Here is a 19397-nt window from a genome sequence, read left to right as displayed (position 1 = left end):
CAGAGGCAATGAAGCAGCGTAGCGTCCATGCCTGGCTGATGCTGCTGCCGGCCATGCTGCTGCTCGTGGCCTTCACGCACTGGCCCGCGGTGTCGACCTTCATCGACAGCTTCCACTCCACGCCGCGCGGCGCCCGGCCCAGCGTCTGGGTCGGGCTCGAGAACTACCAGGTGATGACCCAGGACCCGGTGTTCTGGAAGGCCGTGCGCAACAACCTGATCTTCGCCGCCGCCACCATCCCCGCCTCGATCGGGCTGGCGCTGGCCATGGCGCTGTGGGTGAACGAGCGCATGGCCGGGCGCGCGTTCCTTCGCATGGCGTACTTCACGCCCACGGTTCTGCCGATGATCGCGGTAGCCAACATCTGGCTGTTCTTCTACACGCCGCAGTACGGACTGCTCGAGCGGTTCACCGGCATGCTCGGCCTGCCGGCGCACAACTGGCTCGGCAGTCCGTCGACCGCGCTGGGCGCCGTGACCGCGGTGGCGATCTGGAAGGAAGCCGGCTTCTTCATGATCTTCTACCTCGCGGCGCTGCAATCGCTCAATCCGAGCCTGCGCGAGGCCGCAGCCATCGAAGGGGCGTCGCGCGGTTACTTCTTCCGGCGCGTGTTGTGGCCGCTGCTGATGCCCACCACGCTGTTCGTGCTGATCAACGCCTGCATCAACGCCTTCCGCATGGTCGACCACCTGTTCGTGCTCACCCGCGGCGGCCCGGACAATGCCTCCATCCTGCTGCTCTACCACCTGTACGAGGTCGGCTTCAGCTTCTGGGACACGGCCTACGCATCGGCCATCACCGTCGTGCTGGTGCTGGTGCTGGCGGCCATCGCGCTGTTCCAGTTCTTCGTACTCGACCGACGGGTGCACTACAAATGAGTACGGCCGAGACCCGCACGCGCCGCCTCGTCTACAACGAGCCCACGCTGCTCGACACGCTGGCGGCCTGGCTGCTCGCCCTGCTGTGGATACTGCCGCTGGCCTACGCGGTGTGGACTGCCTTTCACCCGTCCGAATATTCCACCCGTTTCGAACTGCTGGCCCCGCTGACGCTGTCGAACTTCAGCCGCGCCTGGGAAGCGGCGCCCTTCGCGCGCTACTTCCTCAACACCGCTGCGCTGGTGGTGATGATCCTGGCGGTGCAGCTGGTGCTGGCCACGTTGGCGGCCTATGCCTTCGCCCGCTACGAGTTCCGTGGCCGCAACATTGCCTTCGCCCTGGTGCTGGTCCAGCTGATGGTCATGCCGGACATCCTGGTGGTCGAGAACTACAAGACGATGGCGCGGCTGGGCCTGGTCGACACGCTCCTGGCCATCGGCCTTCCCTACTTCGCATCGGCGTTCGCCATATTCCTGTTGCGCCAGACCTTCCTGGGCGTGCCCAAGGAGCTCGACGAGGCGGCGCGCGTCGAAGGCGCCGGCCCACTGCAGATCCTCTGGCGCGTCTACATGCCGCTGGCCCGGCCGGTCTACACCGCATTCGCCCTGGTCTCGGTCAGCTACCACTGGAACAACTTCCTGTGGCCGCTCATCGTCACAAACAGCGTCAACGCGCGCCCGCTCACCGTGGGGCTGCAGGTATTCTCGTCGGTGGACCAGGGGGTGGACTGGTCGATCATCACCGCGGCCACGCTGATGACTTCGGCGCCGCTCCTGATCGCCTTCCTGCTTTTTCAGCGGCAGTTCGTCCAAAGCTTCATGCGCGCGGGAATCAAATGAAACTCATCACCTGGAACACGCAGTGGTGCTGCGGCCTCGACGGCATCGTCAGCCCCGATCGGATCGTCGACGGCGCGCGCGCCATGGCCGACTTCGACGTGCTGTGCCTGCAGGAGATCGCCCAGGGCTTCGACGAGCTGCCCGGCGGCCCCGGCGACCAACCTGCGCAGTTGCAAGGGTTGCTGCCCGGCTTCGCCCTGTTCTTCGGCGCCGCGGTGGACGAGGTCGACGCCCGAGGGCGCCGCCAGCGCTTCGGCAATGTCATTGCCACGCGGTTGCCGGTGGCGCGCATCCAGCATCATCCATTGCCATGGCCCGCCGATCCGGCCCAGCCGAGCATGCCGCGCATGTGCACCAGCCTGACGCTGGTCACCCCCGAACTGGGCCCCGTGCGCGTGATGACGACCCACCTGGAGTACTACTCGGCGCCGCAGCGCATGGCGCAGGCACAGGCGCTGCGCGCCCTGCATGCCGAAGCCAGCGCCCAGGCGCTGGCACCGCCGAAGCGAGAGGAGCCCGGCTCGCCGTTCCAGCCCAAGGTGCACACGGAGCAGGCCGTGCTGTGCGGCGACTTCAACATGTCCGCGGCCGACCCGGCCTACGCCGCACTGCTCGAAGCGTTCGAGCCCATGCCCGGCACACCGCGCCGGTTGCAGGACGCCTGGCGCATCGCGCACGGCGACCTGCCGCACCCGCCCACCTTCCGCCTGTACGACCAGCGCTACGGGCCCGATCCGGTCAGCTGCGATTTCGTGTTCCTCAGCGATGCGCTGGCGCCGCGCCTGCGCCGCATCGAGGTGGACACGGCCACCCAGGTCTCGGACCACCAGCCGGTGATGGTCGAGCTGGGCTGAACGGCAGGCGGCGCGCGCGCGGCGCCGGCGCGGCGCTATTCGAGCGTGAAGCCGACCTTGACCGTCACCTGCCAGTGCGCGACCTTGCCGTCCGTCACGTGGCCACGCGTTTCCAGCACCTCGAACCACTGGATGTTGCGCACGGTCTCGCCTGCCTTGGCAATGGCGCGGCGCACCGCGTCGTCGCTGCCCTCGGTGGATGATCCGGTCAGCTCCAGGATCTTGTAGACGTGGTTGCTCATGGGAGGATCTCCTTGCAGGCGCGGTCGGTATTCAGCGCTCGATGGTCAGCGCCACGCCCATGCCGCCGCCGATGCACAGCGAGGCGATGCCGCGCTTGGCGTTCTGGCGCTGCATTTCGTGCAGCAGCGTCACCAGGATGCGGCAGCCCGACGCGCCGATGGGGTGTCCGAGCGCGATGGCGCCGCCATTGACGTTGACCTTGTTGATGTCCCAGCCCATTTCCTTGTGCACGGCACAGGCCTGGGCAGCGAACGCCTCGTTGATCTCCAGCAGGTCCAAATCCGACGGCTTCCAGCCGGCGCGCTGCAGCGCCTTCTGCGAAGCCGGGACCGGCCCCATGCCCATGTACGCCGGGTCCAGGCCGGTGGTGGCATAGCTGGCAATGCGTCCGAGCGGCTTGAGGCCCAGCGCCTCGGCCTTCTTGGCGCTCATCACCACCACGGCGGCGGCACCGTCGTTCAGGCCCGAGGCATTGCCGGCCGTCACGCCGCCGGCCTTGTCGAAGGCCGGGCGCAGGCCCGCCAGGCCTTCGGCGCTGGTCTTGCGGTTGATGAATTCGTCCTTGTCGAAGACGACCGGGTCGCCCTTCTTCTGCGGGATGTCCACCGGAACGATCTCGTCCTTGAACTTGCCCGCGTCCTGCGCGGCGGCCGCCTTGGTCTGGCTGGCCAGGGCAAGCTCGTCCTGGGCGGAACGGTCGATGCCGTACTTCTTGGCCACGTTCTCGGCGGTGATGCCCATGTGGTACTGGTTGTAGACGTCCCACAGGCCGTCCACGATCATCGTGTCGACCAGCTTCCAGTCGCCCATGCGCTGGCCGTTGCGGGAGTTGGGCAGCACGTGCGGCGCCAGGCTCATGCTTTCCTGGCCGCCTGCAACCACGATCTCGCTGTCGCCGCAGGCCACCGCCTGCGCTGCCAGCATCACGGCCTTGAGGCCCGAGCCGCACACCGCGTTGATGGTCAGTGCCGGCGTCGCGTTGGTGATGCCGCTCTTGATCAGCGCCTGCCGCGCCGGATTCTGGCCGCAGCCCGCCGCCAGCACCTGCCCCATGATCACCTCGCCCACCTGGTCGTTCGACAGCTTGGCGCGCGAGAGGACTTCCTTGATCACGATGGCGCCCAGCTCCGTGGCTGCGATGCCGGCGAGCGAGCCGCCGAACTTTCCGATCGGGGTGCGAGCCGCCGAAACGATGACGATGTCTTCCATGTGCTGTTCTCCTGGGGGGTAGGGATGTTCTTGGCGTCAGGCCTTGGCTTTCACGTAGCGGCCCGGCGCCGGCTCGATGGCCTGGAATTTTCGTCCACGGCCATAGGTCTTGGGTGCAGCCACCTTGCGGCCGCTGTGCGAGGTCAGCCAGCGCGACCAGTCGGTCCACCAGCTGCCGGGATGCTCGGTGGCGCCGGCGATCCACTCCTCGTGCGAAGGCGGCAGCTTGCCGTCCTCGCGGATCCAGTGGCTGCGCTTGTTCTTGGCCGGCGGATTGATCACGCCAGCGATGTGGCCCGAGGCCCCCGTCACGAAACGGCGCTTGCCCTTGAGCAGCTGCGTCGACGCATAGGCGCCGCCGATCGGCACGATGTGGTCCTCGCGCGAGCCGTAGATGTACGCCGGCGCCTTGATGCGGCCGAGATCGACCTTCTCGCCGCACACGGTCAACGCATCCGGCACGGCCAGCTTGTTCTCGAGATAGGTGTTGCGCAGGTACCAGGCGTAGAACGGGCCGGGCAGGTTGGTGGCGTCGCAGTTCCAGTACAGCAGGTCGAACGGCGGCGGTGTCTCGCCCTTCAGATAATTGCCGACCACGTAGTTCCAGACCAGGTCGTTGGGGCGCAGGAAGCTGAAGGTCGATGCCAGGTCGCCGCCGGCGAGCAGCCCGCCGCTGCCCATCTGCATCTCGCGGAACTGCACGCTGGGCTCGTCGATGAACACGTCGAGGATGCCGGTGTCGGAGAAGTCGAGCAGCGTGGTCAGCAGCGTGACCGAGGCCACCGGGTCCTCGCCGCGCGCAGCCAGAACGGCCAGCGCGGTGCTCAGGATGGTGCCGCCGACACAGAAGCCCAGCGCGTTGATCTGCGGGCTGCCGCTGATTTCCTGCACCGTGTGGATCGCCTCGATCGCGGCGCTTTCGATGTAGTCGTCCCAGGTGGCTTCGCGCAGCGATTCGTCCGGGTTGCGCCAGCTCACCACGAACACCCGGTGACCCTGGTCGACCGCATAGCGGATCAGCGAATTCTCGGGCTGCAGGTCGAGGATGTAGAACTTGTTGATGCACGGCGGCACCAGCAGGAAGGGCCGCTCGAACACCTTGGCCCCGGCCGGCTTGTACTCGAGCAACTGGAACAGCTCGTTCTCGTAGACGACCGCGCCTTCGGTGACGGCGACGTTGCGCCCCACCTCGAAGGCACTTTCGTCCGTCATGCTCAAGTGGCCCTGGCGAACGTCGGCCAGCAGGTTGCGAATGCCGCGGGCAATGCTCTCGCCTTGTGTCTCGATCGCCTTGCGCTGGGCCTCGGCATTGAAGGCCAGGAAGTTGCTCGGCGCGCTGGCGGCCATCCATTGCTCGACCGCGAACCGCAGCCGGCTGCGCGTCTTGGCATCCCCTTCGGCGCATTCGGCCAGCGCCATCAGGGTGCGGGCATTGAGCAGGTACATGGCGGCGCCGAAGGAAGCCACCGGATTCTGGCTCCAGGCCTCGGCCGAGAAGCGCCGGTCGGCGCAGGCGTGGGCGGCAAAGCCGTCCTGCCACAGCCGGGTGGCCTGCGCGATGTATTCCTGCTGGATGCCCTGGAGCTTGTCCGGATCGAAGCCGACCGGAGCATGGTCCCGGCCGCCCTCGTTGCCGCCGGCGAAGGCCCGCATCGATGCCAGCGCCTGGTTCCAACCGTTCTGCAGAAGACCCGTCGGGTCTGCCGTGTTCGAGGCGCGCTGGCTCATGCTGACTTTCTCCCTATTCGCTGGTCGATATTGCTGGCACGGGATTGAGTATGCTGCATTCGACCTACCCTGCCAACGCGCTGCGAAGTCCGCGGACGCGCCCGCCCTGCCCATGCATCTCGTGATCATCGCCTGGCTCTACGTCGCCGTCATGATGGCCGTGGCCGAAGCCACCAACACCAACGGCACCGTCCTGGGCGCCATCATCACTTTCGTCCTGTATGGGCTGGTGCCGATGGCGCTGGTGGCCTACCTTGGCGGGACACCGGCGCGGCGGCGCAGGCAGCGCGCCCGGGAGGCGGCGCGCCAGGCAGCCTCAGCTGCGCCAGACCAGGGCGGCGAAGCGCCCGCAAACCCCGTCGCGCCGATACGAGAAGAACCTTGATGCCTGGGCCACCGTGCACCAGGCGTCGCTGCCGTCGTTGCCCCAGACTTCGCGCACCCCCAGCGACTCCAGGCGCCGGCGGGCCAGCGCCGGCAGATCGGCCAGCCATTTTCCGGGCGCTGCGCCCGGCCTGAAATGCGCGGCCGCCCCGCCATCCACCGCCTCGAAGGCCGCCTTGACCTCGCTGCCCACCTCGAACGCACGCGGCCCGATGCAGGGCCCCAGCCAGGCCATCAACTGCCCGTGGCGACCGCGGTCGTCGTCGAACCCCTGCACCGCGCGCGCCAGCACGCCCGCGGCCAGGCCGCGCCAGCCGGCATGCGCGGCCGCCACGCGCCGCCCCTGGGCATCGGTGAGCAGCACCGGCAGGCAGTCGGCCACCATCACCGTGCAGGCGACCCGTTCGTGCGTCGTGCACGCGGCATCGGCCTTGGTGCCATCCGGCGTGCCGTCGTCGAGCACCGACACGCCGGTGCCATGCACCTGGCTCAGGAACACCGGCCGGGCGCCGATGGCCCGTGCGACGCGCTCGCGGTTGGCCGCCACGGCAGCTGGCGTGTCCCCGACGTGGTCGCCGAGGTTGAGGCTGGCGTAGGGGCCTTGCGAGACGCCGCCGGCCCGGGTGGTGCACACGGCGCGCACGCCTGCGGGCGCCGGCCAGTCGGGCACGATCCAGCGGGGATCGAGGTCGCCCGCGATCACGCCTCGGCGTCCGGACAGCGCGACGGCTGCGTGCTGTCGAAGGCGTCCAGTTTCATGCAGGCCTCGTACGCCGCCATGGTGCGGGGCAGGCCGCTCATGTCGCAGCCGAAGCGCTGGCCGTTGAATATCTGCGGCACCAGGCAGCAATCGGCCAGCGTGGGCGATTCTCCGTAGCAATAGGTCGAGGCGGGCAGCCGGGCGAGTTGGCGTTCGAAGGCCAGCAGGCCTTCCCGCACCCAGTGCCGGTACCAGGTGTTCTTGGCCTCGTCCTCCACCTTCAGTTCACGCACCAGGTATTTGAGAACGCGCAGGTTGTTCAGCGGATGGATCTCGCAGGCGACCGTCTCGGCCAGCGCCCGCACCCGCGCCCGGCCCAGCGGATCGGCCGGCAGCAGCGCCGGCTCGGGATGCGTCTCGTCGAGGAATTCGATGATCGCCATCGATTGCGACAGGCGCTGGCCGTCGTCCAGTTCCAGCATCGGGACCAGCATGTCGGCGGACTTGTCGGCAAAAGGCGGCTTCTTGTGGTCGCCGCGCGCGATGTGCACGGCCTCGTAGTCGTAGGGCAGGCCCTTGAGCGCCAGGGCAATGCGGACACGGTAGGAGGCGGACGATCGGAAGTAGTTGTAGAGCTTCATGGTCAGGCGAGCATAGGCGCCCGGCAGTGGCCGCACAAGCAAGCCCCGGCCTGCTCTGGCACACTGCCGGGCTGTGTCCGGCTGAGCCCCCATGCGGGTGCGGCCCGGTGCGCTTTTCGCAATCTAAAGGAATACTTACGTCATGGCTTCCGAGTACGTCGTTTCACCCCCTCCCATGGTTTCGATCCCCGTCGTGGGCGAAACCGGACGCTTTCCGGTGCACCGCATCTATTGCGTCGGGCGAAACTACGAGGAGCACGCCAAGGAAATGGGCTTCACCGGCCGCGAGCCGCCCTTCTTCTTCCTCAAGCCGGCCAGCGCCGCCGTGGTGGTGGAGGCCGGCCAGACCGGCACCATCGCCTACCCCACGCTGACCAAGAACCTGCACCACGAGATCGAGCTGGTCGTGGCCATCGGCAAGGCCGGCAGGAACATCAAGGCGGCGGACGCCATGCAGTACATCTACGGCTACGCGGTCGGCCTGGACATGACCCGCCGCGACTTGCAGAACGACATGAAGAAGCAGGGACGCCCCTGGTGCATCGGCAAGGCATTCGAACAATCGGCGCCGGTCGGCCCGATCGTGCCGGCCGCCCGCGCCGGCGACGTGGCCAGCGCCGAGATCTGGCTCCAGGTCAACGGCCAGGACCGCCAGCGCAGCCATGTGTCCAAGCTGATCTGGAACATCGCCGAAACCATCGAGCACCTGTCCGCCGCCTGGGACCTGCAGCCGGGCGACCTCATCTATACCGGCACGCCCGAAGGCGTCGCCGCAGTGGTGGCCGGCGACACGCTGGTGGGCGGCGTAGCCGGCCTGCCGGAGCTGAGCGTCAAGGTCGCCTGACGACCCGATGTTCCAGCGCGCCCCGATCAGGCACTGCAAGAACTGCGGCAGCGCGGTCGCCTACCGGATCCCGGACGACGGCGACACGCGCGAGCGCGCCGTCTGCCCCAACTGCGACACCATCCACTACGAGAACCCGCTCAACGTGGTCGGCACGATCCCGGTTCTGGACGACCGGGTGCTGCTGTGCAAGCGCAACATCGAGCCGCGCTGGGGCAAGTGGACACTGCCGGCAGGCTTCATGGAGCTCGAGGAAACCGTTGCCCAGGGCGCGGCCCGCGAAACCACCGAGGAAGCCGGCGCCAATTTCCGCATGGGCGACCTGTTCGCGGTGATGAGCGTCATGCGGGTCGGCCAGGTGCACCTGTTCTACCGCGCCGAACTGCTCGACGACCGCTTCGACCCTGGCCACGAAACGATCGAGGCGCGCCTGTTCCACGAAGAGGAAATTCCGTGGGACGACATCGCCTTCCGCACCGTGCGCGAAGCCTTGCGCCTGTACTTCGAAGACCGCCGCAGCGGCAACTTCGGCCGCATCCACACGGTGGACATCACCTGACCCGGGCGCGCTTGCCCACCGGGCGCGCCGGCTGTGCAGGACGCTTCCTATGGCCGCTGCGACCGGTGTGTGGGAACATCGCCGCTCGAACGCACATCCAGAAAGCCATGCCACAAGACCAAGATCGCAGCCTCGACACCCGCCATCTTCGCCGCTCACCCTGGCCGTCCAGGCTCTGGCGCGGCGCCCATGTCCTGCCCCTGGCCGCCTGCGCCGTCCTGCTCAGCGCCTGCAACACGGTCCCGCTGCCGCCCATGACGCCCTATCCGGCGACGGGCGCGGCCGGCGGGACGGTACCGCCGGGAACGGTGCCTCCCGGCACGCCGCCCGGGACCATGCCGCCCGGCATGACGCAGCCGGTCCAACCCGGCGCCGCCGTGCCCGGCAGCGCCGTGGCCCCGCAAGCCGCGCGCTTCATCCGACCGGCCAATGGTCCGGTGCTGACCCGCTTCGACGGCCAGGACAACAAGGGCATCGACATCGGCGGCCGCCTGGGCGATCCCGTGCTCGCCTCCGCCAGCGGCCGCGTGGTGTACGTGGGCGACGAACTTCGCAACTACGGCAACCTGATCATCGTGGACCATGGCGACGAGTTCCTCACCGCCTACGCCTACAACCGGGTGGTGCTGGTGCAGGAGCGCCAGAGCGTGACCCAGGGCCAGAAGATCGGCGAGATCGGCCGCAACCCCGAAGGCACCAGCATGCTGCACTTCGAGATCCGCAAAAGCGGCCAGCCGGTCGATCCGGAGCCCTACCTGGCCGGCATGCAGCCCTGATTCACCCCGGCGCCGCCGACTGCAGATTGGCACGGTAGCGCCGGCTGCAGGGCACCTGCCCGCCGCCGTGCATGTGCAGGCGGGCGTCGCCGCCTTCGAGCGGCTCGATCTCCGCGATCCGGTCCAGGTGCACCACCCAGCTGCGGTGCACCCGCACATGCCGCGCCGGGTCGAGCTGCCGCAGGAAATCCGCGAGCGTGGCGCGTAGCAGGTAGTCGTGGCCGTTCACGTGCAACCCGACGTAGTTGCCTTGCGCCTGGACCCATTCGATGTCGGCGGCGGCGATGAGGAACTCGCGCCTGAGCTTGCGCACCAGGAAGCGCTCCGGCCGCGCGGCCACCGCGGGGCTTGCCGGCGTGGAAGGCGCATCGTCCGGCGCGCCGGCACCCGACCCGCCCGCCGGATCCGGCCGCACGCCTTCGGGGTCGTCCAGCACCCGCGCCTCGCCCTGCAGCCGCAGCATGAAAAGCCGGTAGCCCGCCAGCAGCAGCAGGATCAGCGCGTAGGTGCGCACGTCCTTGAAATACTCGTATGGCCAGTGGCTCGACCATTCGCCGAATTCATAGCGGTCGCCGGCCCACGCATAGGCCAAGCGCCGCAGCGCCACCATCCCCGCCACATGCAGCAGGCTGAACAGGACGCTGCCCGCGGCATGCCAGGGCAGATGGCGCCAGAAGCGGCCGCCGTCCAGCGGAAAGCGGCGCTCGAAGGCAAGCACCGCCGGCACCAGCGCGAGGATGACGAGGTGGCTGCTGAGCTCCCAGACCAGAACCTGCCAGAACGCCACGACGCGGCCGCCGCTGCGCGCATCCACCAACGCAACGGCCACGCTGGCCGCGACCTGCAACCCCAGCAGCCCCAGCCAGAAGCCGACCTCGGCCCGGCGGCGGTACGGCCGGAAACGCTCGAACAGATTGGGCGCAGTGGCCTGCATGCGCGCGATTTTGCGGCCCGCGCCGGCTCGTGCGGCCGAATTTCGTCCCCGCGGCGCACCGCCCGTCACGCGGCGCACCCCGGGCATCCCGCGCACGGCCCCGTGCGGACGCGGCCGGCGCAGCATGCCCACTCCATTGCCGCCGGAGTACCGCGCCATGCCTTCCACCGACCGCCGCCATGACATCGACGCCTTGCGCGCCCTCGCCTTCGCGCTGCTCATCCTCTATCACGTGGGCATGTACTACGTGGCCGCCTGGCCCTGGCACCTGAAAAGCGCCCACCCGGCCAGCTGGCTGCAATGGCCGATGCTGGCCCTGAACATCTGGCGCATGGACCTGGTGTTCCTGCTCTCCGGCGTGGCCTTCGCCCTGCTGGCGCGCCGCGCGCCGCCGCTGCGGCTGCTCGGCCGCCGCGCGTGGCGCCTGCTCGTGCCGCTGGTGTTCGGCATGTGGGTGGTGGTCGCCTGGCAGGCCTATGCCGAGGCGGTCACCCGAGGCGCCGTGGCACCGGGACCCGGCGCCTTCGTGTTGCGCTACTGGGCAATGGGTCCCTGGCCCGAAGGTGCCTTTTCCGGCTCCGCCTTCGGCATCACCTGGAACCACCTGTGGTACCTGCCCTACCTGTTCGCCTACACGGCGGCCATGTGCCTGCTGCTGCCGCTGTGGCGACACCCGGCGGGCCAGCGGCTGCGCGCCGCATGCTGTGCGTTGCGCGGCTGGTGGATGCTCCTGCTGCCCGCGCTGCCGCTGGCCGCGTACGGCCTGCTGCTGGCGCCGCGCTTCCCGGCCACGCACGACCTGCTGCACGACGGCTACCTGCACCCGCTGTATTTCACCGTCTTCGCCTACGGATTTCTCCTGGGAACCGATGCGGGCGCCTGGGCCGAACTGATGCGCCTGCGCCGCCGCGCGCTGGTCCTGGCGCTGGTGGCGCTGGCTGCGTACATGGCCGCGCGCAGTCTGGCGCCCGACTGGAGCGAAGCGCGCCAGGCGCTGCGCGCGCTGTACGCCTGGAGCGCACTGGCCGCCATCCTGGGTTTCGGCCACCGCTGGCTGAACCGCCCCTGGCCCTGGCTGGCCTGGGCCAACGAGTCTGTCTATCCGTGGTACGTGCTGCACCAGACGCTGATCGTCGCCACCGCATTCATGCTGGCGCCGCTGCACCTTGGTCCGGCGGCCGAGCCGCTGCTGCTGCTGGCCGCGACCCTGCTGGGCTGCTGGCTGCTCACCGACGGCCTGATCCGCCGGGTGCCCTGGCTGCGCCCGCTGTTCGGCCTGAAGTTCAGACGCCCAGCAACTGCGACACCTGCGCCGGTTCGGCCAGCAGCGGAGCCGATTCCCCGGTGAGCACGATGCGGCCCTTCTCCATGACCACCGCGCGGTCGGTGTGGCCAAGCACCTTGCGCCAGTCGCGGTCCACGATCAGGGTCGAGATGCCCGTGCCCCGGATTTCGCCGATGACGCGCCAGATCTCGGCCACCACCAGCGGCGCCAGGCCTTCGGTGGCCTCGTCCAGGATCATCAGGCGCGGATTGGTCATCAGCGCGCGCCCGATCGACAGCATCTGCTGCTCGCCGCCGGACAACTGCTGGCCACCGTGCGCCAGCCGCTCCGCCAGCCGGGGAAAGGTGCTCATCACGCGGTCGAAGGTCCAGTCGCGCTGGCCGCCCGGGCCGGGGCGCGCGCTCATCACCAGGTTCTCGCGCACCGACAGGTTGGGGAAGATGCCCCGTCCTTCGGGAACGTAGCCGATGCCCAGGCGGGCCATCTTCTCGGGCGCCCAGCCCGTCACGTCGCGGTCGTCGGCCATCACGCGGCCCGAGGCCGGCCGCACGTAGCCCATCAGGCTGCGGATCAGCGTGGTCTTTCCCATGCCGTTGCGGCCCAGCAGCCCGACGGACGTGCCCGTCGGCAAGGCAACGTCGACGCCGCGCAGGATGTGGCTGTCGCCGTAGTAGGTGTTGAGGCCCTTGATATCGAGCATCAGTGCTCCTCGCCCAGGTAGGCGGTACGGACTTCGGAGTTCTCGCGGATCGACGCCGGGTCGCCACTGGCGATGACCGCGCCGTTGACCATCACCGTGATGCGGTCGGCAATGCGGAACACCGCGTCCATGTCGTGCTCGACCAGCAAGATGGCATGGTTGGCCCGCAGGCGCTCGAGCAGCGCGAGCATGCGGTCGGTTTCCTCGGCCCCCATGCCGGCCAGCGGCTCGTCCAGCAGCAGCACCCGCGGCCGGGTGGCCAGGCACATCGCCACCTCCAGTTGCCGCTTGGCGCCGTGGCTCAGCGTGCCGGCGACGCGCTGCGCCACCTCGGCCAAGCCGGCCGCGGCCAGCGCCTCCGCGGCCGCCGCGTTGCTGCCGCTGCAGCCGCTCGCGCTCTGCCAGATCGCCCAGGGACGCGGCGTCGCTGCCTGCGCGGCCAGCCGGCAGTTCTCGTGCACGGTGAACTCCGGGAAAATGGTGGTGCGCTGGTAGCTGCGACCGACGCCGGAGCGGGCCCGCAGCGCCTGCGACCGGCGCGTGATGTCCTGCCCGTCGAGCCGGATCTGGCCGGCCGACACGCCGATCTCGCCCGACAGCATGTTGATCAGCGTGGACTTGCCGGCGCCGTTGGTGCCGATCACCGCATGCACCTCGCCCCGGTGCAGGTCCAGCGTGATCTCGTTGACCGCCACCAGCCCACCGAAGCGGCGGGTGAGCGAATTGACTGAAAGCAGTGCGTTCATGACTCGGGCGCCTTCATGCGCGGGGAGAAAGCCGCTCGGCCAGGCCGATGATGCCCTTGGGCAGGAGCGCGACGAAGACGATGATGGCCAGGCCCAGCGTAAGCTGCCAGTGGTCCGCCAGCGGCCCGACGAAGGATTGCGTGGCCAGCACCTCCTTGAGGACGGTAAAGCATGCGGCGCCGATCACCGCCCCGCGCAACCGCCCCAGCCCGCCCAGAATGATCATCAGCAGCACGTCGCCCGAGTTGTGCCAGGACAGCAGCTCCGGATTGACCACGCCGTCGCGCGCGGCCAGCAGGAAGCCCGCCAACCCGGCCAGCGCCCCGGCGATGACGAACGCCGCCAGCTTGTAGCCGTAGACCGGAAAGCCCGCCGCGCGCATGCGCTGCTCGTTGACCCGGATGCCCGCCAGCGCAGCGCCGAAGCGCGACCGCCCGATCAGCACCAGCAGCGCGTAGGTGAAGACCAGCGCCGCCAGCACCACGTAGAACTGCGTCAGCCGGTTCTCCATGTCGAGCGCGCCGAGCACGGGCCGCACGTACAGGTAGATGCCGTCGCTGCCGCCGCCCACGTCGGTATCGTGGAAGACGAAGAACGCCATCTGCGCGAACGCCAGCGTCACCATGATGAAGTACACGCCGCGGGTGCGCAGGCTCAGCGCGCCCACCACCAGCGCATAGCCGGCCGCGCACGCCATGGCCAGCGGCAGCAGCCAGGCGATGGAGCCGCCGTCCTTGCCCGAGGCCAGCACCGTGGCATATGCGCCGATGCCGTAAAACGCGGCATGGCCCAGGCTCACCAGGCCGGTCATGCCGACCAGCAACTGCAGGCTCAGCGCGAAGATCGACAGGATCATCACCTTGACCACGAAGTCGCCCGCGTAGGGGCTCAGCAGCGGGCCGGCAATCGCCAGCACCACGGCGCAGGCGAGCGGCAGGAAACTGGAGAGCCGGTTCACGCCTTCTTCCCCATGAGCCCTTCGGGGCGCCAGATGAGAATGACGGCCATCAGCACGTAGATGCCGACCCCGCTCAATTCGGCGAAGAACACCTTGCCGAAGGTGTCCACGAAGCCGACCAGCAGCGCCGCCACCAGCGCGCCGGTGATGGAGCCGATGCCGCCGATCACCACCACCACGAAGCAGATGATCAGCACGCTCGCGCCCATGTTCGGATAGACCGAACTCATGGGCGCGGCGATCATGCCGGCCAGCGCCGCCAGCGCCACACCGGCGGCGAACACGATGCGGTAGAGGCGCCGGATGTCGATGCCCAGGCCGCGCACCATGTCGCGATTGGATGCGCCGGCACGAACCATCATCCCGAGCCGGGTGCGGTTGACCACGTAGTACAGCGCGACCGCCACCACGATGCAGGCGACCGAGGCGAAGATCCGGTACCAGGGGTAGCTCATCAGGTCGCCGAGCGCGAAGCTTCCGCCCAGCCAGGCCGGCAGCGGCACGCCATGCACGTCATTGCCGATCAGGATCGATCGCAGTTCCTCGAACACGAGGATCAGCCCGTAGGTCATGAGCACCTGCTGAAGATGGTCGCGCTGATACAGGTAGCTGAAGAAGGCCCATTCGAGCACGTAGCCCAGCGCGGCGGTGAGCACCACGCCGGCCAGCAGCATGAGGATGAAGTTGTCGCCGAACAGCGGCGCCAGCGAGAACGCCAGGTAGGCGCCGATCATGTAGAAGCTGCCGTGCGCCAGGTTGATGACGCCCATGATCCCGAAGATCAGCGTCAGGCCAGAGGCCACCAGGAACAGCAGCAGCCCGTACTGGACGGCGTTCAGGCATTGAACGAGAAAGGTACCGAAGTCCACCGACGAGTCTCAATAAGCAAAGGGCCCGCCGCTGGAAAGCGGCAGGTGCATGCGCCCCGGCAACGCAAGATCGAGGCCAAGGGCCGGATCGAAGGCCGCCGCGCGCCAGCGCCGTGCCGGCACGCGGCCGGCGCCTGCGGACATCGTTGGCCGGCCCGCGCAGCGGGCCAGCCATGCAGCGGAACTTACATCCTGCAGCCGCGGCCCGGATCGGCCAGGCCCTTGACGGCGATGTTCACCACCTTGTTCTCGACGCCTTCGACCTTGCGCAGGTAGAAGTCCTGCACCGGGTTGTGCGACTTGCCCATGGTGAAGGCGCCGCGCGGGCTGTCGATCTTGGCCTGCTCGATGGCTGCCGCGAACTCGGCCTTCTTGCCGATGTCGCCCTTCACCGCCGCCATGCCGGCCGCCAGCATCTGCGCCGCGTCGTAGCCCTGCACGGCGTACACGTCCGGCTGCAGCTTGAACTGGGTCGCGTAGGCGGTGCGGAAGGCGTTGTCGCGCGGCGTGTTCAGGCCGTCGGCATAGTGCAGCGTGGTCAGCATGCCTTGCGCCGAGTCGCCCTGTGCCTGGAGCGTGCCATCGGTCAGGAAGCCCGGGCCGTACAGCGGAATCGTCTTGTTCAGTCCCGCGGCCGCGTAGTCCTTGACGAACTTGACCGCGCCGCCGCCGGCGAAGAAGGAGTACACCGCGTCCGGCTTGGCCGCCGCGATCTCGGTCAGCAGCGCCTGGAACTCCACGTTCGGGAACGGCACCGTCAGGTTCTTGACGACCTTGCCGCCGCCCTTCTCGAAAGCCTCCTTGAAGCCGGCCACCGATTCGTCGCCAGCGGCGTACTTCCAGGTGATCGTCATGGCCGTCTTCTTACCTTCCTTGGCCGCCACCACGCCCATAGCGTACGCCGGCTGCCAATTGCTGAAGGAGCTGCGGAAGATGTTCTGGGCGCACATCGGCCCGGTCACGGCGTCGGCACCCGCGTTCGGCACGATCAGGACCGTGCCGCTTTCCTTGGCCGCCTTGGCCATGGCCATTGCCACGCCGGAGTGCACCGTGCCGATGATCACGTCGACGTTGTCGCGCTTGATCAGCTTGTTGACGTTGTCGGTCGCCTTGGCCGGATCGGACTCGTCGTCCACCTTGACGTACTCGATCTCGCGGCCGCCCACCTTGCCGCCCAGTTCCTGCACGCGCAGCCGGAAGCCGTTCTCGATCGCGACGCCCAGCGCCGAGTAGGTGCCGCTGAACGGCAGCATCAGGCCCACCTTGAGCGGAGGTTGCTGCTGCGCCTGCGCCACGGTGGCCAGGCTGGCCAGCGCCAGGCAAGACAGGGCGACGCGGGTGAAGGAATGACTCATCGAGAACTCCATTGTTGGATGTAAGAAAGTGTCGTAACTATTACCGTTTCCGGCTGATCCCGATGCGGGGAATGCCCGCACTCCGACAATTCCGCCAGCTGCACCCCGCCGGCGGCGTGGCTGGCTCCGGTTGCGATCCGGCGGATCTGCGCGAGTGTGCCGTACTCGTCGTCGATGCCCTGGATGGCCAGCACCGGGCAGCGGATCGCCGGCAGCGCGTCCTCGATGTTCCATTGCCGGAAGGGCGGATGGAGCCAGATGCGGTTCCAGCCCCAGAAGGCCGAATCGGCGCTGTCGTGGTAGCGGCCCAGGCGTTGCGGCAGGTCGGTCTGCAGGTAGGCCTCGCGCGCCTTCTCGATGTTCTCCACCGTCACGTCCTCGACGAAGACGTGCGGCGCCATCAGCACCAGCCCGGCCACGCGGTCCGGGAAGCGGGACGCGTACAGCAGCGCGATGGAGCCGCCGTCACTGTGCCCGAGCAGCCAGGGCAGGTCGCCGCCCTGCCCCACGCCCACCGCCTCGAAGAAGGCCGGCAGCACCTCGTGCGCCTGGCGGTGCATGAAGTCGACGTCCCACACCTCGTCCTCGGCGCGCGGCGTGGAACGCCCATAGGCCGGACGCGAGAAGACCAGCCCGCGATAGCCGCCGGCATCGCACAGGCGCTGCGGGAAGTCCTTCCACATCGCCACCGAGCCCAGGCCCTCGTGCAGGAACACCACCAGCGGCGCAGCTGCCCGCTCCGGCGCAATGCGCTGGTACTCGATGCGCAGGTCGCGCCCGCGCCACTCGATCTCGGCGAACTCGGTCACCGGAGACGGCCTCATGCTCCGGCCCGCTGTTCGCGCTCGCGCAGGCGGAAGCGCTGGATCTTGCCGGTCGCGGTCTTCGGCAGCTCGTCCACGAACTCGATGAGGCGCGGATACTTGTAGGCGGCCAGCCGTTCCTTGACGAAAGCCTTGAGCGTCTCGGCATCCACCGACTGGCCGCTCTTGCACACCACGAACGCCTTGGTCTTGGTCAGGCCGTCGGCATCCGGCGTGCCGATCACCGCGGCCTCCAAGACCGCCGGGTGCTGCATCAATGTGGCTTCCACCTCGAACGGCGAAACGTAGATGCCGCTGACCTTGAGCATGTCGTCGCTGCGGCCGGCGTAGGTGTAGTAGCCGTCGGCATCGCGGCTGTACTTGTCGCCGCTGCGCGTCCAGCCGTCCTGGAAGGTCTGGGCGGTCTTTTCCGGATTGGCCCAGTACATGAGCGCGGCGCTCGGCCCCTTGATGTAGAGGTCGCCCACCTCGCCGACCGGCACGGCCTGGCCGTCCTCGCCGCGCAGCTCGATCTCGTAGCCGGACACCGGCTTGCCGGTGGTGCCGTACCGGATGTCGCCCAACCGGTTGGAGATGAAGACGTGCAGCATCTCGGTCGAGCCGATGCCGTCGACGATGTCGCATCCGAAATGCTGCTTGAATCGCTGCGCCAGTTCCGCCGGCAGCGCCTCGCCTGCCGACGAGCACATGCGCAGCGCCACCGCCTCGCGCGCCGGCAATTGCGGCGATGCCAGCATGCCGGCGAAGCCGGTGGGCGCGCCGAAGAAGACGGTCGGCCGCGGCGCCGCCCCCGCCCCGGTCCAGCGCGCGAACACCGCGTCCGGCGTGGGCCGCCCGGCCATCAGCACCACGGTGGCGCCGACCGACAGCGGAAAGGTCAGTGCATTGCCCAGGCCATAGGCGAAGTACAGCTTGGCAGCGGAAAAACACACGTCCTGCTCGGTCAGGCCGAGCACCGGCTTGCCGAACAGTTCGGCCGTCCACCACGGATTGCCGTGCGAGTGCACCGTGCCCTTGGGCTTTCCGGTCGAGCCGGAGGAATACAGCCAGAACGCATGGTCCTGCGGCCCCGTAGCCGCCGGCTGCGCCAACGGCGCCTGGGCGGCGATGGCGCTCCCCATGTCCTGCGCGCCGGTGTCGGGCTCGCCCTCGGGCTGCGACACGAACATCGTGCGGACGCGATGGCCGGGCGCCTTTTCCATGGCCTCCTGCAGGATCGGCAGCAGCGCGCCGGACACCAGCGCCACGCTCGCCTCGCTGTGCGCCAGCATGTAGGCGTAGTCGTCGCTGGTGAGCAGCGTGTTGACCGCCACCGGCACCACGCCTGCGTACAGGCTGCCGAGGAAGCTCACCGGCCAGTCGTTGCCGTCGAGCATCAGCAGCAGCGCCCGCTCGCCCGGCTCGACGCCGGCGGCCAGCAGCGCGGCGCCCAGGCGGCGCGCGCGGTCTTCCAGTTCGCCGTAGGTCAGGGCGCCGCGGTCGTCGACGTAGGCCGCCTTGCCCGCCCGGCCGCGATTGAGCGCGAACAGGTGCTCGGCGAAGTTGAATTGTTCGGGCAGGTTCACTTGGCCGCTCCCTTGGTGAATTCGATCTGCCCTTCCGGCAGGAGATACAGCACCAGCGCGCGCCCCTGCGTCACGGTGGGCCGATGCGCCGTTGCCGGCCCGTAGACGCACCAGCCGGCCGACCGGCCGTCGAACTGCGCCGCGCCTTCGAGCGGCATGATCAGATCGATCTCGCCTTGCGGATGCGCATGGTGCGGCCCCGCGATGTCCCGCATGTCGACCACGTCCACCGAGAACCGACGCAACGCATCGTCGGCCTTGAACACCCGCCCGTAGCGGATGCCGCCGCCCTCGCGCTCGCACGCCCAGCCTTCGGCCACGCCGGCCAGGCAATCGGCCTTGATCTGCTCGTAGGTGGCGCTGCCGGGTCCATGGTTGGCGTTGAGCCATTGGTCGAGCCCGGCGTCGAGCGGCCGGCCGGCGATCTGCGCGGTCAGCGCGGCAATGTGTTCGTGAAAAGCTTGCTTGGACATGGCGTGGGGCGCTTCGTGGGGTGTGGCACTGGC

Annotated in this window: 22 protein-coding genes; 8 read left to right on the top strand and 14 right to left on the bottom strand. The window is 68.7% G+C overall.

The genetic code is table 11. From position 1 onward, the window contains the following. Positions 1–8: 8 nt before the first annotated feature. Genes VES41_RS04125 through VES41_RS04115 form a run of 3 tightly spaced genes read left to right on the top strand, consistent with a single transcriptional unit; the run spans position 9 to position 2571 of the window. A complete protein-coding gene (locus VES41_RS04125; RefSeq protein WP_324813363.1) occupies positions 9–878 on the top strand; it encodes a sugar ABC transporter permease in 870 nt (289 codons plus the stop codon). Continuing rightward, positions 875–1717, top strand: coding sequence for a carbohydrate ABC transporter permease (locus VES41_RS04120; protein ID WP_324813360.1), 843 nt, complete (start codon positions 875–877; stop codon positions 1715–1717). The genes VES41_RS04125 and VES41_RS04120 overlap by 4 nt, the downstream gene beginning before the upstream one ends. Then, positions 1714–2571: an endonuclease/exonuclease/phosphatase family protein gene (locus VES41_RS04115; protein ID WP_324813358.1), complete on the top strand. Its 858-nt coding sequence runs from the start codon at positions 1714–1716 to the stop codon at positions 2569–2571. The genes VES41_RS04120 and VES41_RS04115 overlap by 4 nt, the downstream gene beginning before the upstream one ends. A gap of 35 nt (positions 2572–2606) precedes the next feature. Here VES41_RS04115 and VES41_RS04110 read toward each other — a convergent pair whose 3' ends face one another. The 3 genes from VES41_RS04110 to VES41_RS04100 are packed head-to-tail and all read right to left on the bottom strand — an operon-like array spanning position 2607 to position 5751. Further along, positions 2607–2813 (bottom strand): dodecin, encoded by a 207-nt coding sequence (locus tag VES41_RS04110; protein ID WP_324813356.1) that lies wholly within the window; start codon positions 2811–2813, stop codon positions 2607–2609. Between the two features lie 31 nt (positions 2814–2844). Further along, positions 2845–4023 (bottom strand): acetyl-CoA C-acetyltransferase, encoded by a 1179-nt coding sequence (locus tag VES41_RS04105; protein WP_324813354.1) that lies wholly within the window; start codon positions 4021–4023, stop codon positions 2845–2847. Between the two features lie 36 nt (positions 4024–4059). Further along, positions 4060–5751: a class I poly(R)-hydroxyalkanoic acid synthase gene (locus VES41_RS04100; protein WP_324813352.1), complete on the bottom strand. Its 1692-nt coding sequence runs from the start codon at positions 5749–5751 to the stop codon at positions 4060–4062. Between the two features lie 112 nt (positions 5752–5863). Here VES41_RS04100 and VES41_RS04095 point away from each other — a divergent pair, with 112 nt between their 5' ends. Continuing rightward, on the top strand, positions 5864–6136 hold the full coding sequence (locus tag VES41_RS04095; RefSeq protein WP_324813605.1) for a hypothetical protein: 273 nt from the start codon (positions 5864–5866) through the stop codon (positions 6134–6136). Here the strand turns inward: VES41_RS04095 and pgeF are convergent. Beyond that, the gene (gene pgeF, locus VES41_RS04090; RefSeq protein WP_324813350.1) at positions 6068–6838 is read right to left on the bottom strand and encodes a peptidoglycan editing factor PgeF; all 771 of its coding nucleotides are present in this window, start codon (positions 6836–6838) and stop codon (positions 6068–6070) included. The genes VES41_RS04095 and pgeF overlap by 69 nt on opposite strands. Then, entirely contained in the window at positions 6835–7476 is a 642-nt protein-coding gene (gene maiA, locus VES41_RS04085) for a maleylacetoacetate isomerase (protein ID WP_324813349.1), read from the bottom strand. The genes pgeF and maiA overlap by 4 nt, the downstream gene beginning before the upstream one ends. 142 nt (positions 7477–7618) lie before the next feature. Here maiA and VES41_RS04080 point away from each other — a divergent pair, with 142 nt between their 5' ends. From VES41_RS04080 to VES41_RS04070, 3 genes are all read left to right on the top strand, one after another. Next, on the top strand, positions 7619–8320 hold the full coding sequence (locus VES41_RS04080) for a fumarylacetoacetate hydrolase family protein (protein ID WP_324813346.1): 702 nt from the start codon (positions 7619–7621) through the stop codon (positions 8318–8320). 7 nt (positions 8321–8327) lie between these two features. Beyond that, on the top strand, positions 8328–8879 hold the full coding sequence (locus VES41_RS04075) for an NUDIX hydrolase (RefSeq protein WP_324813344.1): 552 nt from the start codon (positions 8328–8330) through the stop codon (positions 8877–8879). 107 nt (positions 8880–8986) lie between these two features. Beyond that, positions 8987–9655 carry a murein hydrolase activator EnvC family protein gene (locus VES41_RS04070; protein WP_324813341.1) on the top strand — a complete coding sequence of 223 codons (669 nt, stop codon included), beginning with the start codon at positions 8987–8989 and terminating at the stop codon, positions 9653–9655. A gap of 1 nt (position 9656) precedes the next feature. Here the strand turns inward: VES41_RS04070 and VES41_RS04065 are convergent, their stop codons facing one another. Continuing rightward, positions 9657–10589 (bottom strand): LytTR family DNA-binding domain-containing protein, encoded by a 933-nt coding sequence (locus VES41_RS04065; protein ID WP_324813338.1) that lies wholly within the window; start codon positions 10587–10589, stop codon positions 9657–9659. Positions 10590–10746: 157 nt separating this feature from the next. Here VES41_RS04065 and VES41_RS04060 point away from each other — a divergent pair, with 157 nt between their 5' ends. Next, positions 10747–11937 (top strand): acyltransferase family protein, encoded by a 1191-nt coding sequence (locus tag VES41_RS04060; protein WP_324813335.1) that lies wholly within the window; start codon positions 10747–10749, stop codon positions 11935–11937. Here the strand turns inward: VES41_RS04060 and VES41_RS04055 are convergent. The 8 genes from VES41_RS04055 to VES41_RS04020 form a co-directional block, all read right to left on the bottom strand. Then, complete coding sequence (locus VES41_RS04055; RefSeq protein WP_324813332.1) at positions 11873–12574, bottom strand: ABC transporter ATP-binding protein; 702 nt, start codon at positions 12572–12574, stop codon at positions 11873–11875. The two genes, VES41_RS04060 and VES41_RS04055, sit on opposite strands and share 65 nt — an antisense overlap. After that, positions 12574–13320, bottom strand: a complete 747-nt coding sequence (locus tag VES41_RS04050; protein ID WP_324813330.1) for an ABC transporter ATP-binding protein — start codon at positions 13318–13320, stop codon at positions 12574–12576. Before VES41_RS04050 ends, VES41_RS04055 begins: the two co-directional genes overlap by 1 nt. 13 nt (positions 13321–13333) lie before the next feature. Then, positions 13334–14278: a branched-chain amino acid ABC transporter permease gene (locus tag VES41_RS04045; RefSeq protein ID WP_324813329.1), complete on the bottom strand. Its 945-nt coding sequence runs from the start codon at positions 14276–14278 to the stop codon at positions 13334–13336. Continuing rightward, positions 14275–15147 (bottom strand): branched-chain amino acid ABC transporter permease, encoded by an 873-nt coding sequence (locus VES41_RS04040; RefSeq protein WP_324813326.1) that lies wholly within the window; start codon positions 15145–15147, stop codon positions 14275–14277. The genes VES41_RS04045 and VES41_RS04040 overlap by 4 nt, the downstream gene beginning before the upstream one ends. Before the next feature lie 185 nt (positions 15148–15332). After that, on the bottom strand, positions 15333–16502 hold the full coding sequence (locus VES41_RS04035; protein ID WP_324813324.1) for an ABC transporter substrate-binding protein: 1170 nt from the start codon (positions 16500–16502) through the stop codon (positions 15333–15335). Next, complete coding sequence (locus VES41_RS04030) at positions 16499–17326, bottom strand: alpha/beta hydrolase (RefSeq protein WP_324813323.1); 828 nt, start codon at positions 17324–17326, stop codon at positions 16499–16501. The genes VES41_RS04035 and VES41_RS04030 overlap by 4 nt, the downstream gene beginning before the upstream one ends. Beyond that, entirely contained in the window at positions 17323–18891 is a 1569-nt protein-coding gene (locus VES41_RS04025) for a benzoate-CoA ligase family protein (RefSeq protein ID WP_324813321.1), read from the bottom strand. Before VES41_RS04025 ends, VES41_RS04030 begins: the two co-directional genes overlap by 4 nt. Further along, on the bottom strand, positions 18888–19364 hold the full coding sequence (locus tag VES41_RS04020; protein WP_324813320.1) for a DUF4863 family protein: 477 nt from the start codon (positions 19362–19364) through the stop codon (positions 18888–18890). The genes VES41_RS04025 and VES41_RS04020 overlap by 4 nt, the downstream gene beginning before the upstream one ends. Positions 19365–19397 lie beyond the last annotated feature (33 nt).

The sequence above is a fragment of the Variovorax sp. genome (assembly GCF_035634955.1).
Taxonomy (GTDB): domain Bacteria; phylum Pseudomonadota; class Gammaproteobacteria; order Burkholderiales; family Burkholderiaceae_C; genus Variovorax.
This window is presented reverse-complemented; position numbering and strand designations above follow the sequence as displayed.

What these genes read in the sequence shown, in the direction of transcription:
- VES41_RS04125 (WP_324813363.1), top strand. Translation starts at nt 9, where the DNA reads ATGAAGCAGCGTAGCGTCCATGCCTGGCTGATGCTGCTGCCGGCCATG.
- VES41_RS04120 (WP_324813360.1), top strand. Translation starts at nt 875, where the DNA reads ATGAGTACGGCCGAGACCCGCACGCGCCGCCTCGTCTACAACGAGCCC.
- VES41_RS04115 (WP_324813358.1), top strand. Translation starts at nt 1,714, where the DNA reads ATGAAACTCATCACCTGGAACACGCAGTGGTGCTGCGGCCTCGACGGC.
- VES41_RS04110 (WP_324813356.1), bottom strand. Translation starts at nt 2,813, where the DNA reads ATGAGCAACCACGTCTACAAGATCCTGGAGCTGACCGGATCATCCACC.
- VES41_RS04105 (WP_324813354.1), bottom strand. Translation starts at nt 4,023, where the DNA reads ATGGAAGACATCGTCATCGTTTCGGCGGCTCGCACCCCGATCGGAAAG.
- VES41_RS04100 (WP_324813352.1), bottom strand. Translation starts at nt 5,751, where the DNA reads ATGAGCCAGCGCGCCTCGAACACGGCAGACCCGACGGGTCTTCTGCAG.
- VES41_RS04095 (WP_324813605.1), top strand. Translation starts at nt 5,864, where the DNA reads ATGCATCTCGTGATCATCGCCTGGCTCTACGTCGCCGTCATGATGGCC.
- maiA (WP_324813349.1), bottom strand. Translation starts at nt 7,476, where the DNA reads ATGAAGCTCTACAACTACTTCCGATCGTCCGCCTCCTACCGTGTCCGC.
- VES41_RS04080 (WP_324813346.1), top strand. Translation starts at nt 7,619, where the DNA reads ATGGCTTCCGAGTACGTCGTTTCACCCCCTCCCATGGTTTCGATCCCC.
- VES41_RS04075 (WP_324813344.1), top strand. Translation starts at nt 8,328, where the DNA reads ATGTTCCAGCGCGCCCCGATCAGGCACTGCAAGAACTGCGGCAGCGCG.
- VES41_RS04070 (WP_324813341.1), top strand. Translation starts at nt 8,987, where the DNA reads ATGCCACAAGACCAAGATCGCAGCCTCGACACCCGCCATCTTCGCCGC.
- VES41_RS04065 (WP_324813338.1), bottom strand. Translation starts at nt 10,589, where the DNA reads ATGCAGGCCACTGCGCCCAATCTGTTCGAGCGTTTCCGGCCGTACCGC.
- VES41_RS04060 (WP_324813335.1), top strand. Translation starts at nt 10,747, where the DNA reads ATGCCTTCCACCGACCGCCGCCATGACATCGACGCCTTGCGCGCCCTC.
- VES41_RS04055 (WP_324813332.1), bottom strand. Translation starts at nt 12,574, where the DNA reads ATGCTCGATATCAAGGGCCTCAACACCTACTACGGCGACAGCCACATC.
- VES41_RS04050 (WP_324813330.1), bottom strand. Translation starts at nt 13,320, where the DNA reads ATGAACGCACTGCTTTCAGTCAATTCGCTCACCCGCCGCTTCGGTGGG.
- VES41_RS04035 (WP_324813324.1), bottom strand. Translation starts at nt 16,502, where the DNA reads ATGAGTCATTCCTTCACCCGCGTCGCCCTGTCTTGCCTGGCGCTGGCC.
- VES41_RS04030 (WP_324813323.1), bottom strand. Translation starts at nt 17,326, where the DNA reads ATGAGGCCGTCTCCGGTGACCGAGTTCGCCGAGATCGAGTGGCGCGGG.
- VES41_RS04020 (WP_324813320.1), bottom strand. Translation starts at nt 19,364, where the DNA reads ATGTCCAAGCAAGCTTTTCACGAACACATTGCCGCGCTGACCGCGCAG.